Annotated in this window: 9 protein-coding genes and 1 tRNA gene; 5 read left to right on the plus strand and 5 right to left on the minus strand. The window is 49.3% G+C overall.

Going from position 1 to position 16377, the window contains the following annotated elements:
- Positions 1-57: 57 nt before the first annotated feature.
- The 3 genes from DXT99_RS07385 to DXT99_RS07395 all read left to right on the plus strand — a co-directional run bounded on the left by DXT99_RS07385 (position 58) and on the right by DXT99_RS07395 (position 6790).
- Positions 58-1428, plus strand: coding sequence for an MFS transporter (locus tag DXT99_RS07385; protein WP_181885061.1), 1371 nt, complete (start codon positions 58-60; stop codon positions 1426-1428).
- A gap of 316 nt (positions 1429-1744) precedes the next feature.
- The gene (locus DXT99_RS07390; protein WP_115564891.1) at positions 1745-5278 is read left to right on the plus strand and encodes a nitrate reductase; all 3534 of its coding nucleotides are present in this window, start codon (positions 1745-1747) and stop codon (positions 5276-5278) included.
- Between the two features lie 18 nt (positions 5279-5296).
- Positions 5297-6790 carry a rubredoxin gene (locus DXT99_RS07395; RefSeq protein ID WP_220273363.1) on the plus strand — a complete coding sequence of 498 codons (1494 nt, stop codon included), beginning with the start codon at positions 5297-5299 and terminating at the stop codon, positions 6788-6790.
- A gap of 120 nt (positions 6791-6910) precedes the next feature.
- Here the strand turns inward: DXT99_RS07395 and purU are convergent, their stop codons facing one another.
- Both purU and DXT99_RS07405 read right to left on the minus strand, forming a co-directional pair.
- Positions 6911-7750, minus strand: a complete 840-nt coding sequence (gene purU / locus DXT99_RS07400; protein WP_115564893.1) for a formyltetrahydrofolate deformylase — start codon at positions 7748-7750, stop codon at positions 6911-6913.
- A gap of 279 nt (positions 7751-8029) precedes the next feature.
- Positions 8030-10978 (minus strand): FAD-binding and (Fe-S)-binding domain-containing protein, encoded by a 2949-nt coding sequence (locus DXT99_RS07405; RefSeq protein WP_115564894.1) that lies wholly within the window; start codon positions 10976-10978, stop codon positions 8030-8032.
- Positions 10979-11459: 481 nt separating this feature from the next.
- Here DXT99_RS07405 and DXT99_RS07410 point away from each other — a divergent pair, with 481 nt between their 5' ends.
- On the plus strand, positions 11460-12584 hold the full coding sequence (locus DXT99_RS07410) for an acyloxyacyl hydrolase (RefSeq protein WP_115564895.1): 1125 nt from the start codon (positions 11460-11462) through the stop codon (positions 12582-12584).
- Here DXT99_RS07410 and DXT99_RS07415 read toward each other — a convergent pair whose 3' ends face one another.
- From DXT99_RS07415 to DXT99_RS07430, 3 genes are all read right to left on the minus strand, one after another.
- Positions 12585-13124 carry a hypothetical protein gene (locus tag DXT99_RS07415; RefSeq protein WP_115564896.1) on the minus strand — a complete coding sequence of 180 codons (540 nt, stop codon included), beginning with the start codon at positions 13122-13124 and terminating at the stop codon, positions 12585-12587.
- 223 nt (positions 13125-13347) lie between these two features.
- A tRNA-Pro gene (locus DXT99_RS07425) sits at positions 13348-13421 on the minus strand.
- A 165-nt stretch (positions 13422-13586) separates the two neighbouring features.
- Positions 13587-14738, minus strand: a complete 1152-nt coding sequence (locus tag DXT99_RS07430; protein WP_115564898.1) for an MFS transporter — start codon at positions 14736-14738, stop codon at positions 13587-13589.
- A 328-nt stretch (positions 14739-15066) separates the two neighbouring features.
- Here DXT99_RS07430 and DXT99_RS07435 point away from each other — a divergent pair, with 328 nt between their 5' ends.
- Complete coding sequence (locus DXT99_RS07435) at positions 15067-16203, plus strand: sodium:calcium antiporter (protein WP_115564899.1); 1137 nt, start codon at positions 15067-15069, stop codon at positions 16201-16203.
- The last annotated feature ends 174 nt before the right edge of the window (positions 16204-16377 follow it).

Genomic DNA, 16377 nt, shown 5'->3' on the forward strand with positions numbered 1-16377 from the left:
CTGTTTCACCCGAGCCTACTTTCATCCATACATCTCACTTATTACTTTTTATTTATCATGAAAGCATCTAAAGGAAAAGCAACCTCCATTAATCTGTTTAGTCTGAAGTCGATTCCGATGCGAACGTTTCACCTTTCGTGGCTCGCCTTCTTTCTCTGCTTCTTTGGCTGGTTTGGCATTGCGCCACTGATGGCGGTGGTGCGCGAAGAGCTTAATCTTACAAAAGACCAGATTGGCAATATCATCATCTCATCGGTGGCTATCACAGTGATTGCCCGCCTTGCCATCGGCTGGCTTTGCGATAAAATCGGGCCGCGTATTTCCTACACTGGCTTGCTGATTTTAGGTGCGTTCCCGGTCATGTTCATCGGGTTCAGCAACAGCTATGAGTCATTCCTGCTTTTCAGGCTGGCGATAGGTGTCATCGGGGCTTCTTTTGTGATTACGCAGTACCATACCACAGTGATGTTTGCACCTAATGTGGTGGGTACGGCCAATGCCACCACAGCCGGTTGGGGTAACCTGGGTGGTGGCGTTACGCAAATGGTGATGCCGCTGATATTTGCAACTTTTGTAGGGGCAGGCTATGCACAAGGAATGGCTTGGCGCTATGCCATGGTCGTGCCGGGCATCGCCATGATTATATGCGGTATTGCCTACTACTTTTATACCAAAGACACGCCTACGGGCAATGTGTCTGACTTATCAGAAGCAGCGGCAGCGGCGAAGAAAAAAGACACAGTGTCCTTCTGGAAAGCAGCAGCCGACCGCCGGGTGTGGGCGTTGTTTGTACTCTATGGAGCATGCTTTGGCATTGAGTTGACTATTAACAACATTGCCGCCATCTACTACCACGACTATTTCTCACTTGACCTGGCAACGGCTGGTCTGATTGCTGGTTTGTTTGGTCTGATGAACATATTTGCCCGTACCCTCGGCGGATTCTTCGGGGATAAAGCCGGCATACGCTGGGGCCTTTCCGGCAGAGTATGGTTTTTGGGTGCTGTGATACTGGTAGAAGGACTCGCGCTGCTATTATTCTCCCGAATGACTGTACTGCCGCTGTCTATTATCGCGATGGTTGTCTTCAGCCTTTTTGTACAGATGTCTGAAGGAGCTACTTTTTCAGTTGTGCCTTTCATCAATAAAAAAGGAATGGGTGCTGTGGCAGGCATCGTGGGTGCCGGTGGTAACGCGGGTGCCGTGGCGGCAGGCTTCCTGTTCAAGGTCGAAAACCTGTCGTATCCGGACGCTTTGTTCATCATTGGTCTGGTAGTGGCCGGCACATCCGCCCTGACGCTATTAGTAAGATTCTCACCAGAGATGGAGCGTGAAGCACAGGAGGAAATGGATTCGCTGTTAGCGGAAAAGAAGGCAGACGAAAGAATCGCGGAGCCTGCTTTCCAGGTGGAAGAAGCCAGAAGGTAATCGTGCTATCCGGAAAGATAAGCGCTATAAATAGAAGTAGTGTGAAGGGTCCCCCTTTGAAGGGGGTAGGGGGATGATTTATTCATTCAGATACACAAAGTTTAATCTATGGCGCGAGGGTCCTCCCTCGTGTCTACTATTCCTGGGCCTCTGGCCCTTTGAGTCAGAGACTCAACATTTACCCTCCGTCGCGAATCTGGAGATTTGCGCCAGTAAAAGAGCAGCGAATGATTATTTGCAGGTGTAATCATCCCCCCACCCCCTTCAAAGGGGGACTAAGAAAACACCTGCGCAAAAACAGTAAAAAGAGGAAACAATGCCAGTAGATACTCAACAGAAGAATTCCTTTACCAGCACGTGTTGCTATTGTGGTGTGGGATGCGGTGTAGTGGTGAACAGGGAGAAGAACGGCACTGTTACCGTGGAAGGAGACAAAGCGCACCCTGTAAACAAAGGGATGTTGTGCAGCAAAGGCATGAACCTGCAGTACACGGTGAACGACAAAAGCGACCGGCTGCTTTACCCGGAGATGCGCTATAACAAGAACATGCCCCGGCAGCGCGTATCCTGGGATACCGCGCTGGAGCGTACGGCTGCTGTCTTCAGCACTTTCATTAAGAAGTATGGCCCAGAGTCTGTGGCTTTTTATGCCTCGGGGCAGTGCCTGACAGAGGAGTACTATGTTATCAATAAACTGATAAAAGGCTTTATCGGAAGCAACAACATTGATACAAACTCACGGCTGTGCATGAGCAGTGCGGTGGCCGGTTATAAAATGGCGCTCGGCGAAGACAGTGTGCCGATTTGCTATGATGACATTGAACTGGCGGACTGTTTCTATGTAACAGGTGCTAACCCGGCTTGGTGCCATCCAATTCTTTGGAGAAGGGTAGAGGCGCACAAAGCAGAGAACCCGGATGTAAAAATCATTGTGGTGGACCCGCGGGTAACCGATACCTGCGCCATTGCCGACCTGCACCTGCAACTCAACCCAGGTACCGATGTAACGCTGAACCATGCCATCGGCAGGGTACTGATTGAGAACGGCGACATTGACCTGGACTTTGTGCGGAACCATGCCCAGGGCTTCGAGCAATACCGCGAAGTGGTGTTTCAGAAAACCCTGGCGAAGTCTGCCCAGATATGTGGCTTGACAGAAGAGGAGATTCGCCTGGCAGCTTCTTACATCGGCAACGCCAATGGGTTTATTTCGATGTGGACCATGGGCCTCAACCAGAGTTCCAATGGCACAAACAAGAACCTGAGCCTGCTGAACCTGAGCCTGATTACGGGGCACATCGGCAAACCCGGTTCTGGCCCCTTTTCCTTAACTGGCCAGCCAAATGCTATGGGCGGCAGAGAAGTAGGCGGCTTGTCTAACCTGCTGGCAGCGCACCGCAACCTGAATGACCCGGCACACCGCGAAGAGGTGCAGAAGTTCTGGGGCGGTACGGTTATCTCAGAAAAGCCAGGGCTTACGGCCACCGAAATGTTCGAGGCCCTGAACGACGGGCGCTTGAAGGCTATCTGGATTCTGTGCACCAACCCGCTCACCAGCCTGCCAAACGTGCGCATGGCCGAGGAAGGCCTGAAAAAAGCGAAGTTTGTGGTAGTGCAGGAAATAAGCAATAAGCCGGAGACGCTGCAATATGCCGATGTGGTACTTCCTGCCGCTACCTGGGCAGAGAAAGAAGGCACCATGACAAATTCAGAACGGCGTGTCAGCTACCTGCACAAGGTAATAGACCCGCCGGGAGAAGCGCTGCCGGATGCTGAAATCATTTGCCGTTTCGCCCAAAAAATGGGCTACCGTGGTTTCGACTATCCCGGCTTTGCCGACATATATAAAGAGCATACGCAGTTAACCGCCGGCACTAACATCGATGTGAGCGGACTGAGTTACGAGTTGCTGAAAGCGAATAGAACAGTTCAGTGGCCTTATAAATCCGGCGAAGTTGGAGATGGCACCGCAAGGCTTTTCACTGATAAAGTATTTTATACCCCTTCCACCAAAGCTATCATTCATTCGCCTTCTGATGAAGTCAGCAGTGAGCAACCTGATGCCGACTTTCCGCTGATACTCACCACCGGCCGTATCCGTGACCAGTGGCACACCATGAGCAAGACCGGCAAGGTAAACAAGCTGAAGAAGCATATCTCGCAGGCTTTCCTGGAGATAAACCCTGCCGATGCGGAGCGTCTGAAGATAGCAGATGGTGATGTGGTGGAGGTAAAGTCGAGAAGGGGAGAGGTGCGCGTGAAAGCGACACTATCTCCCGGTATAAAGCAGGGCGTGGTATTCCTGCCGATGCACTGGGGCAAGATATTGGGCAGCGACCTGAACCGTGCCAACAACGTGACCAGCGATTTACTTGACCCTATTTCGAAAGAGCCAGACTTTAAATTCTGCGCTGTAGAAGTGCAGAAGTACCAGAAGCCATTCCAGCGCATTGTCGTGATAGGAGCCGGAGCGGGTGCCTACGGTTTTGTGAAGTCTTACCGTGAAATCAACGAGAACGACGAGATTACCATCTTCAGCAAAGAAGACTTCCCGTTCTACAACCGGGTGATGCTGCCGGACTATATCAGCGGAATGCAGAGCTGGCAACAGCTTGTGAAGATGAAAGACTCCGAAGAACCGGCTTATAATATTCAGCTGCTCAGAGGCGTGAGTGTAGAGCATATAGACCGGGAAAATAAGTTTGTAATAGATTCAAGGGGCATTCAAACAGAATATGATGTGCTGCTGATGGCAACAGGCAGCCGGGCAGCGGTACCGAAACATGTGCCGTCGTTGCCAGGCATCTTCACCATGCGCAGCCGCACCGATGCCGACAACTTCCGAAACCATGTGCCGGAAAACGCGCATGTGGTAATAGTGGGCGGTGGCTTATTAGGGCTGGAAATGGCGGCTTCGCTGCGTGAGATGGGGGTGAAAATCACCATCATTCAGCGGGTGTCGCGCTTCCTTGACAGGCAGCTTGACCCATTGGGTAGCCAGCTGCTGCACGAGGAAATGATTGACCAGGGCTGTGATATTTATTATAACGATGAGGTGCAGCTATACTATGGGCGGTCGAAACTAACAGGCGTGGGCTTGAAGAGTGGCCACCGCATAGACTGCGATGCCATGATAATTGCCATCGGCACCGTGCCGAACCTGGAGCTGGCCAGGGCCTGCGGCCTGGAGTGCAAGCGCGGCGTGCTGGTAAATGAGCGGCTGGAAACAAGTGACCCTGATATTTATGCCATTGGTGAGATAGCTGAGTTCAACGGGGTGCTGTACGGCATCACCGCTGCCGCCGAGCAGCAGGCAGATGTGGTGGCGCAGCACCTGAATGGGAACATTGCCAGCTACTACGAAGGCAGCACGTTCATGAACATCATCAAAATCCATGGCTTTGATTTGTGCAGCATTGGCTTGGCGGAGAGCCCGGATGAGGAGCGCTATGAGGAGATTGTTTTCATAGACAAGGCAAAACGCTATTACAAGAAGTGCATCATTCACCAGGACAGGCTGGTAGGCACAATTCTAATTGGCGATAAAACAGAGTTCCAGGAGTACAGGGAGTTAATCTCCAACAGAATTGAGTTGAGTGACAAGCGCCTGCAGCTTTTACGAAGCGGCCAAAAAGCAGAACCGGTGCTGGGCAAACTGGTATGTAGCTGCAACAACGTAGGCAGCGAAAATATCCGGCAGAAAATAGCAGAAGGGTGCAGCGATTTAAAACAGCTGTGTGCCCAGACAGGTGCCGGTACGGGTTGTGGTTCCTGCAGGCCGGAGGTAAAACAGATTTTAGATGATGCGCTGAAATTAGAGGTGCTGCATGTGCCGGAGGCGGTAAGCTAAACTAAAAAGCAGATGATATTGAAGAAGAACTTAGTAAAGATAAACCTGCCAGGAGGCATGGTGTCTGCCGGAGACTTGTACCGCATTCTGGACGCTGCAGAGAAAGCAGGTGTAGAAAATGTACGGTTTGGAAACAGGCAGCAGGTCATCTTTTATGTGGCGGAGGAGAAGTTAGAAGTTCTGAAACAGGATTTAATAGCGGCTGATATTATGTTTGAGCTGGATGCAGATATTCATCCGAACATCATCAGCTCTTATGCCATTGAGGACGTTTTTTACCATGCAGACTGGCTGCGGGAGGGTGTGTACAAAGATATTCTGGACTTATTCGATTACAGGCCCCAGCTAAAGATAAACCTGGTGGATAATAACCAGACCTTTTTTCCATTCTTTACCGGTAACCTCAACTTCATAGCCTCTGACACCAGTAATTATTGGTATCTGTACATCCGCTTTCCTAAAACAAATATCATTTACGCCTGGCCCTCGCTGGTTTACTCAGAGGATATTCCAAGTCTGAGCAGTGCCATCGAGAGCACCATTTTCGCAAACAAAGAGCAGTTCTACGACCAGCCTGCTATTGAGGGAAATGTACTGCATGGGCTTGTGAATGCTAGTGGCAACTTTGTCGTGCAGCCCGTTACGAAAGCTTTAAAACTTCCGGATTTCAAGCTTCCTTATTACGAGGGGTTCAACAGGTATGGCAACAAACTATGGCTGGGGATTTACCGCCGCGATGAACTCTTTTCAGTGGCTTTTTTAAAGGATGTTTGCAAAATATGCCTCAAAACAAGGGTTGGGCAGCTGTACACCACACCATGGAAGTCCATCATTGTGAAAGGCATTGAATTAACAGACCGCGACCTGTGGGATGTGGTGCTGTGCAAGCACCGGATAAATGTACGGCATGCCTCCAACGAACTGAACTGGCAGGTAGAGGATCTTTGCGATTACGGCCTGGACCTGAAGAATTACCTTGTCAGGATATTCAATGAAGAAGACGTGCGGACATATAGGTTGTGCTTTGCCATCAAAACACAGCCCAAAACAGGGTTGTTTGGCTCTATCATCATCCGTACACAGCAGCAGGACTTGCAGGGCATAGACCCCGCCACCGAACGTTTCGAGGTCTTGCACACCCGGGAGTTCAACCCTAACTCTAAGGAGTTTATCAGCTTCCGGAAAGACGTAACAAGGCAGGAGCTCAGTGCTTGCCTGATAGAGCTCTGCAACCTTTTCTATGAGTTGCAGAGTGAGCCGGAGTTAATGGCAGGTGCTGTATACTTAGAAGAAGAAGTGCCAGGCGAACCAGAGGAGCAGGCAACGCAACAGGTGTACCAATGCAAGAACTGCTTCACCGTGTATGACGAAGCATTCGGCGATGAGTTAAATCAAATAGCCGCAGGTACTCCCTTCGCAGTTATTGCAAACTATAGCTGCCCAACCTGTGAGGCTCCGAAAGAAGATTTTATGCCGGTAGAGATGCAGACTTTAACTGTAGGTATTTCCTGAAGTAGTGCTGTGCCTGTGTCATGGTATTCTGTTTCAGGCGAAGCTACAGTTTAGCTGCATCATAAAAGCAAAAGTCCCTGCCAGTGAGGTAACCGGCAGGGGATTTCGTTCTAACCGTTCTTATTCAAAAATGATGGTCCTGTTCCGGTACACAAACACCTGCTCATTCAATACCAGCTTCAAAGACTTCGCCAGTACATTCTTCTCCACATCGCGTCCGGCCTGCGTCATTTCCCTGGCACTGTGCGTGTGGTCCACAGGGATAACACTTTGGGCAATGATGGGCCCCTGGTCCAGGTCGTTGTTTACAAAGTGTGCGGTAGCCCCGATAATTTTAACGCCACGCTCATAGGCCTGCGCATAGGGGTTAGCACCTACGAAGGCAGGCAGAAACGAGTGGTGAATGTTCACAATGCGGTTGGCGAAATGAGACACAAAATCACCGGATAAGATGCGCATGTACTTGGCCAGCACCACAAACTCCGGGTCATACTGTTGCACTGTCTGCAGCACGGCTGCCTCATGTGCTTCCCTGCTGACCCCTTCGTGGCTGATATGATGAAAAGGCACATCGAATTTTATGGTCAGCTCTTCCAGTACATTATAGTTGCTGATGACGCAAAGGATGTTTGCATTCAGCTCGTTGAAAGCATGCCGGATGAGCAGGTCGCTCAGGCAGTGGTGTTCTTTCGTCGCCAGTAAGACGATGCTTTTCTTCCTTTTGTCCGTGAGCTTTAGCTCCACGCCTTCAGGTAATACCTCATACAAATCTTTCAGCAGCTCCTCCCGGTCAAACGCTCCTGAAAACTCTGTGCGCATAAAGAAGTGGTTGAAATTTCTTTCCACGAACTCGCCATTGCGGATAATGTTCAAATCATACTTGTTATACAAGATACTGGTAACCTTGAAAACAAGACCGCTTTCGTCCGGGCAGTTGATCAGGAGGATGTTTGATTGCATGGGTGTTAGTTTTGTTGCTTTTGCATTGTGTCATAGCTTTGTAGAAAGTGCCTTTGATATATTTAAGTTATATACCTTTCGAAGCTTTTCGCCTCGCCGGCGGGGCCTCACTTTTCTCCTTGATGAGAAAAGTAAGCAAAAGAATCAAGACAATTCGAAACTCGCTGAACGCTCAAACATCGAATTGTCATTTTGTGCACATGGCAAACTTTTCTGCTTCGTAGCTTTGTAGGGTTAATGTAATTCGCTAAGAATAAACTTAACCACTATCCATAAAACTCAACGCAACGCTTCATACAGCACCTCAATCGGATGCAGGGCTTTTCGGCCTGTGCCATCGTGTATTTGATGGCGGCAGCTGGTGCCGGGGGCGGCGATGATGACCTCTTCCGGTTGTTGCCGTACGGTTGGGAACAGCACCAACTCGCCCACCTGCATGGAGATATCATAGTGCTCGGCCTCGTAGCCAAAAGAGCCGGCCATGCCGCAGCATCCGGATGGAATGTTTTCCACCTTGTAGTTGGGAGGCAGGGTAAGCATCTGCTGGGTGTAAAGCACAGAAGAAAGTGCTTTCTGGTGGCAATGCCCGTGTAGCTTTATCAGCCGCGCCTCGTCTTTAAATAAATTCCTATCAATGTTGCCGCTGAGTATTTCGCGCGCTATAAACTCGTCGAACTGCAGGCAGTGAATAGACAAAGATTTAGCATCCTCCTCCTGGTCCGCGTCTACTAAATCAAGGTACTCGTCGCGGAAGGAAAGGATGCAGGACGGTTCTATGCCCACCAGTGGCGTGTCGCTGGAGATTAAATCTTTCAGCATGGCCACATTTTTCTGCGCCAGCTTCTTTGCCTCCCGCAGCAGGCCTTTGGACATGTAGGTGCGGCCGCTTTCCTCGTGCTTCGGAATCTCTACCTCATAACCCAGGCGCTCCAGCAGCAGCACCGCTGTTTTGCCGATGTGGGTGTCGTTGTAGTTAGTGAACTCGTCGCAGAAAAGGTACACTTTCTTCTTTGTCTTCTGCTGTCCGTTGCTACTGCGTGCTTGCTGCTTATGCTTTTTAAACCAGCTGCGCAGGGTAATTTCCTGCAGTAGCGGGAGGGTGCGCTTCGGGGCAAAGCCCATCATTTTCTTGGCAATGGCGGCAGTTGTCGTGTTCTTGAACAGGAAGTTGTAGACACCAGGAGCCATGGCAGCCAGTTGGTTTGCCTTGGTAAAGTTACCGACCATACGGGTGCGGAAAGGAACGCCGTTGGCATCGTAGTAGTGCTGCAGGAACTCCGACTTCAGCTTGGCCACGTCAACGTTGGAGGGGCATTCCGACTTACAGCCTTTGCAGGCAAGGCAGGTATGCATGGTATCCATGATTTCCTCATGGTCGAAACGGTTGTCTTTGTCAGAGCGGGTCAGGAACTCGCGCATCATATTGGCCCTGCCGCGGGTAGTGTCTTTTTCGTTGCGGGTCACCATATAGCTTGGGCACATGGTGCCGCCTGTCAGGTGCGTTTTGCGGCAGTCGCCGGAGCCGTTGCAAAGCTCTGCTGCCCGCAGTACGCCTCCCTGCTGGCTGAAGCGGAAAACGGTGTCGAACTCCGGTGTCTCCTGCCCCGGGTCATAGCGCAGGAAGGTGTTCATGGAGGGAGTGTTCACAATTTTACCAGGGTTGAAAATGTTGCCCGGGTCCCACACACGTTTCACTTCCTCTACTAACCTGTAGTTGTCTTCCCCGATCATGAAGGGTATAAACTCACCGCGCAGGCGGCCGTCGCCGTGCTCGCCACTCAGGGAGCCCCGGTACTTCTTTACCAGGTGCGCAATTTCGGTGGCGATGTCGCGGAAGAGCTTGTTGCCTTCTTCTGTTTTCAGGTTGATGATGGGGCGCAGGTGCAGTTCACCGCTGCCTGCGTGGGCATAGTGCACGCAGTATAGATTATACTGCTCCAGCGTCAGGTTAAACTCCCGGATAAATTCCGGAAGGTCCGCTACGTCCACCGCTGTGTCCTCGATAACGGCAACCGGTTTGGCATCGCCCGGCACATTGGAGAGCAGGCCGAGACCCGCTTTGCGCAGGTTCCATACTTTCTTTGTGTCAGGGCCTGTCACCAGCGGGTAATGGTAGCCCAGCTTATTTTTCTCCAGGTCGACCACGAGTGCCTGTGCCCGTTCCTGCACTTCTTCCAGAGTGTCGGCTCCAAGTTCTACCACCAAAATGGCTCCCGGGTCACCTTTTACAAAGAAACGGTTCTGGCTGTGCTCGATATTTGTTTTGGTACACTCGAGTATGTAATGGTCCATCAGTTCGCTGGCGCTGGGATTGTAGCGCAGCGCCACCAGGTTCGCCCGCAACGACTCATCAATGGTGTTGCAGTGGATGCACAGCAGCCCTGTTTCCTTTGGAGGGAGCGGATTTACATGCAGCTTTATTTCTGTCAGGAAAGCCAGTGTGCCCTCTGAGCCTGCCATCAGTTTACAGAAGTTGAAGGGCTCAGTACCGGCGGTGAAAGGCTCTGACTCCAGCAGCAGGTCGATGGCGTAGCCGGTGTTGCGGCGCTGGATGCTGGGCTTCGGGAACTCCCTCCGGATGTTCTCCTGTGATGGCACATGCGACAGCATTGCCTTCGTAGCCTGGTAAATCCGGGTTTCTAACTCTCCGGAAGTATTTTCACCCCTGCATTTTGCCTCAAACTCCTCCTGGCTCAGGACGCCAAATTCTGTTTCTGTGCCATCACTTAAGATGGCTTTAACCGATATAGTATGTTCGCGTGTGCTGCCATATACCACCGAATTGGAGCCACAGGAGTTATTGCCTACCATTCCGCCAATCATGGCCCTGTTTGCAGTGGATGTTTCCGGTCCGAAGTAAAGGCCGTGTTGCCTGAGGAAAAGATTCAGCTCATCCCGGATAACGCCTGGCTGCACCCGTACCCAATTTTCTTCCGGGTTCACCTCCAGAATTTGTGTAAAGGTGCGGGATACGTCCACTATAATGCCATTCCCTACCACCTGGCCAGCCAGCGAGGTGCCGGCTGTGCGTGGTATAAGGGAAGTGCCTTCCTGACGTGCAAAAGCAATCAGCTTTTTTATGTCCGCAACAGATTTCGGAAAAGCGACGGCCTGTGGCATTTCACGGTAGGCTGATGCATCTGTGGCGTACAACGTACGCATGGTGTTATCGAAATAAAACTCCCCTTCCAACTGCCCGGAAAGTTGTTTCAGTTTTTCTGAATTCATATAGTTCACGTTGCCTGCTGCAGCTTAGAGAGCGGTGCAGGCCGGTTAACAGGCTAATTTATTTAGGAGTATGTTTAAAATATATTTTTTGAGCTGGAAAGTGTGTGCTTTCAAAAATAAAATCCGAACATACTCTAATAATAGAATAGAAGATGTTAAGCTTTAAAGCAGTTTCTTGACGCTTTGTTCATGGAACAGCAGGCGCTTTGCTTTTTTAACAAATATTCTATTCCCGAAGGTAAGCAGCGGTAAGCGAAAGTCAAAGAGAGAAGGAGCAGCTTAAAAGACAATGTCTTGGATTCTAATGTAAGCCTCCTGCTATAGAAGAACATTCCAAAGGTGTTAGTGCAGGTGCAAAAGTGTGTAGAACGTACAGGAATGGGTGAAATTTGTAACCATGGGTTCTGATACCCTGTTAATTATAAACAGCATCCGAATTGAAAGTACATGTTGCATCAGGTGAAGAAAGGTAAATCTTGTTATGTTCAGACAATTCTTAGTACAGCTATTTTCGATAATACTCCTCCTCGTACTACAGTTCACGGCCATACCGGCTACACATGCTTCCGGAATTACCCAAGACGATGATACCGCACGCGTTGCTGTTACCATAGGCTTACTGGGGCACTACGGTTTCATCATCCCGCATTCAAGGGAAATCAGGGATGTGGCGGATGCTAATCCCTGGGGGACTGAAGTAGATATCGGGTTTCATTTTACAGATGCCAAATCCTGGCAATACCTGCAGGCTTATCCCCGGTTGGGCGTTTCCCTGGCGTATTACAATTTCGACAACCCGGAGGTGCTGGGCAATGCCTATACGCTGCTTGTATATGCGGAGCCTTTCTTGTCTGCGCATAAAGATTTCAGCTTCTCTTTTCGCCTCGGTGGCGGCTTAGCTTATATGGATAACGTGTATGATCCGGAAACGAACCCGGAGAACCTGTTTTACAGCACGGCCATCAGTTTTCCGCTGGAGGCAAACGTAATGGCTAACTACAGGCTGAACAGGCACTTCATGCTGCGGGCCGGCGGCACCTACAAACATATTTCAAACGCCGGTTTACGACAGCCAAACAAAGGCATCAACTTTCCGACGGCCACAGTGGGTGTGCATTATGCCATTCGGCCAGCCTCTTTCTCGGAAAGGCAACCGACAGAAAGTAGGGTACAGGACCATAAACGGAATTATCTGCTGGCGCTGCTCGCGTCTTACCAGGATCGGTCAGACGACCCTACCAGGCAACTCCCCCTTCTGGGGCTTACAGCTTATGTGAGCCAACCTATAGGCAGGCTCAGTGCACTTACCGCCGGTGCCGAGTGGGTTGCCGATTTTACTATCCGGAAACAACTGGAGCAGAATGGTGAGGACACTGATTTCCAGCGTGGCGCCTTGCTGGCAGGGCATGAGTTCCGCATTGGCAGGTTCCGGTTCAGTCAGCAGTTAGGAGTTTATGTGTATGCCCCTAATGCAGCCCGCGATGCTGTGTACCAGCGTTACGGGTTGGAGTATCATACCGGCAACAAAGCCTTCTTTGGCATTAACCTGAAGGCACACCGCCACGTGGCGGATTTCCTGGATGCGCGGATAGGACTGCGGCTGTAATCAGTACTGCACCTGGGCCACAACCTCTATGTCTCTTGGCTGGCTCAGTTTCATTTCTCTGTCTACCCTGAAGCTACCCACCGGCGTTTCTTCAATCGTTAACTGATCCAGCAAAAACCGCTCATGGTCTTTGTTCTCACTTGAAACAGCGCCCCATACCCAGGCCCTTTCTTCTGTGTCTTTTCCAAACACATAGGGCGACAGCGCTACCTGTTCTTCATGGCCATCCTCATCCCTGTACAGTACATCCAGAATCAGCTGGTCTTCTATGGCTTTGATGATGGTGCCTATTTTCCTGTTCCCCTCCAGGTAGTATATACCTTTTTCGGTGAGTCTGCCAGCGATAGGATGAACTTCGTCTTTATCTTTAGAGGTGTCGAAAGCAGTTGGTTCCTTGATTTCAATAAATCCATCCAGGTGCAGGTTATAGATAAAGGCTTCTGAAATTGCGGATGGGTCTCTTTTTATGAGTGGTGTCAGGTCATGAAACTTCCCGTCCCCATAAAATTCGTGCAGGTAGGTTAATACGGTGTTTGTCATCGCTTTTGTGTTTAAGTTTTATCTGTATGGCAGCTCTTCAGGCATACTCACGACAAGTCCTTTCACTTTTCCGGCAGTACACTTTTTGGGCCTGCTATGGGTGCTGAGGAAGTTTTTTGTATGCTGTGCTGGCTCTAAATACTTGTATGTTAAAAACAACAAAAGGTTCTGAGCGAACATAAAAAAGGCCTTATATATGAATTGTATAAGGCCTTCGGAAAAGTCGGAGTGGCGGGATTCGAACCCACGACCTCCAGCACCCCATGCTGGCGCGATACCAGGCTACGCTACACCCCGAATTTGTCGGCAAAATAAAAGGCTGGCACAACAAAAGCAAGCCTTTTAAGAGTGGAGGCCGGGATAAAAATCTGTGTCAGACTATCCATGCGATTCGCTAGCAGCAGGCAGAAACCTGGGCCATAGAACCGGTTTCTTCTATCTGGTTGGAAATCAAAAGCAATATCAGTTTGCCGTTGCTACCCGGGCTTCTTTCCTGAAAAACAATTGTGAAATAGGGATAAGCATAAATCCGGCGCAGGCAAAGGCAATGAACGACACCCTCAGGTTGAAGGCATGTGCCAGGTAGCCGATCATAGGCGGGCCAATCAGCATGCCGACCATACCGTAAGTGGCAATGATAGAGATGGCCATACCCGGTGAGTATTTTTTTGAGGCACCCGCTAAAGTGAATGTCATCGGGATAATAGCCGCTGTGCCGAATCCTACCAATGAAAACCCAATCATAGCAGGCCAGAAGCTTGGGAAAAGAATAGCCAGGCCAATACCTGAAAAGATGAATACGGCACTGAATATATAAGTGGCTGGCATACCTATTCTATCAATAATACGATCTGAAAGGAACCGCGAGAGCGCCATGCAAGTCATAAAGATCAGGTAACCGGCGGTAAATATATCTACCTGCACTACCTCCTGAAAGTAAATGCCACTCCAGTCAAACATACCGCCTTCGCAGATGGCCGCAAAAAAAACCATCAGTCCAAGGTACAGGATGTAAGGGTCCGGTTTACCGAAAGTCAGTTTATTCCCGGCAGTAGAACGGTCGTTTCGCAACAGAAATCGGTAGGTGAACAGCGTTGCCAGAATAACGGCGGCCGTTACAGACATCAGATGGGGTGTGATGGAAACATCCATCGCCACCAGCAGCGTTGTAAAACCAACGCCCACGATACCGCCTGTGCTCCAGAGTCCGTGAAAGGAGCCGTTGATTTTGCGGTCAAACTGCTTCTGAAGGGTGATGGCCTGTGTGTTCATGGCGATATTCAGTATCCGCATGCTAAAGGCAAACAGGAAAATCGCCATCACCAGTGTAAGCGTAGTAGTGGCAAAGCTGATGAGTGAGAGGCACAGCGCATGTACCACAAAACCTGCCGTCAGAGGTATCCTGCTGTCGTATTTGGTGACGAGCCAGCCGGAGAAGGGGAGGCCAATCAGGGAGCTGATGGGCATGGCGAGCAGGATGGTGCCCAACTCTGCTTCGTTAAAGCCAAAGGCGTTTTTAATGGTGGGGATTCTGGCTGCCCAACTAGAAAAGCAAAACCCGGAGAGAAAGAAAAATGCACTGAGGGAAACCCGCTGCCTGGCTTTTAAATCCATACGACACAATTTGAGCGAATGCAAATATCCTCAATAACGGAGACAAGCAGGTGTGTTTTGAAATAAAATTAGGGAAGCGTGCGCTGGAATACTGCAGACAACCAGGAAAGAGGGGCATAAATAAACCTGTAATATGTTTTGAACTTAAACAAGAGCAGGCTAATGAAAGCCGTAGAAATGTGCTGTAAAGTATCTGAAACTTCACGCGATTGAAGCAAACAAGAAATGTATCTTTTAGTATAACAGTCTATTAGCAGGTATTGAGCCATGCTACTGTTGCTGGTTCTGCTGCTTTCAGGGATTGTAAAACCATTTAAACCATTAGGATTTGGAAAGTTTTCTACAGGACCTTTCATTGGTATGGAACATTGTTATTTTTGTTTTAGCAGGTGCATTAGTTTGGGGAGCCGGTGTAAGGCTTTCTAAATACGCCGACAAAATCATTGACAAGACGGGTGTTTCAGAGGTCTTCATCGGCACATTAGGGCTTGCTGTCATCACCTCGCTGCCAGAGGTGGCCACTACCGTTTCAGCTACTCTGGTCAATAATGTGAGCATGGCCATCAATAATTTGTTTGGAAGTATTGCCTTACAAGTTACGGTCCTGGCTGTTGCAGATGCTTTTATTAAGGAAACTTCACTAAGTGGTTCGCTTGAAAATCCTGTGTCCCGGTTTCAGGCAATTTGCCTTTCTTTTCTACTTTCGGCGGCTGCCATTGCCATTCTATATGAAGACGTTGCTATTTTCCATGTAGGCCTTTGGTCAATTGTTCTTTTTTGTCTTTACCTGGCACTTTTCTACATCATTAATTACTTCAAAAGAATGAAGTGGTGGCTAACAGAACCGGAAGAGCGGGAAAGTATTGGCAAAGTAAAAGCCATAGTATCTAAAAGAATGGAAGAAATAGAGGAAGAGGAAGAAGAGGAGGCTGATGAAGGTGATAAAGATGAAGAAGATGAGGAAGAAGAGAAAAAATTATCCGAGGTTGTAATGTCGAAACTTGGCTTGTTCTTTTTGCTGTCTGCGCTTGGTATATTAGTTGGTGGCTATTTTGTAGCAAATTCTGCTGACATAATTGCTGAAAGAACGGGTATAGGCTCCAACTTTATGGGATACTTCTTTGTGGGCCTTACTACTTCACTTCCTGAACTAAGCACAACCATAAGCGCCGCAAAGCTAAAAAGGTATCGTATGGCCTTTAGCAACATATTTGGTACTAACCTTTTAAATGTTGGCCTAGTCTTACTCGCTGATTTGATTTATTTAGAGGGGCCGGCCCTGGATGAGGTAGGAAGCTTTGCCGCTGCCGGGGCTGTTCTGGGTATACTGCTGACAAGCCTTTACCAGATAGGTCTTACCATCAAATACAAGAAAACGTTTTTCAGGCTGGGTTTCGACTCAATTCTTGTTGTCATCTTTTATATAATAGGGGCGACTATCCTATTTAACATGCGGCAGGGCTAAATAAAGGGAGCATATTAAAATCAAATGGAAACTCCCGGTACCCCTTATAAATTGTAAGTAGGTACCGGGAGTTTCTATTTAGACTTGTAGTTAAGTAGTTAATTAAAGGAAGCGGAATGCTTTTGCAGACTCTTTAAGAGAGATAGCTAAAGCAGTACCCAATAAGCGCAATCA

The organism is Pontibacter diazotrophicus, from assembly GCF_003367245.1.
GTDB classification, from domain to species: Bacteria; Bacteroidota; Bacteroidia; order Cytophagales; family Hymenobacteraceae; genus Pontibacter; species Pontibacter diazotrophicus.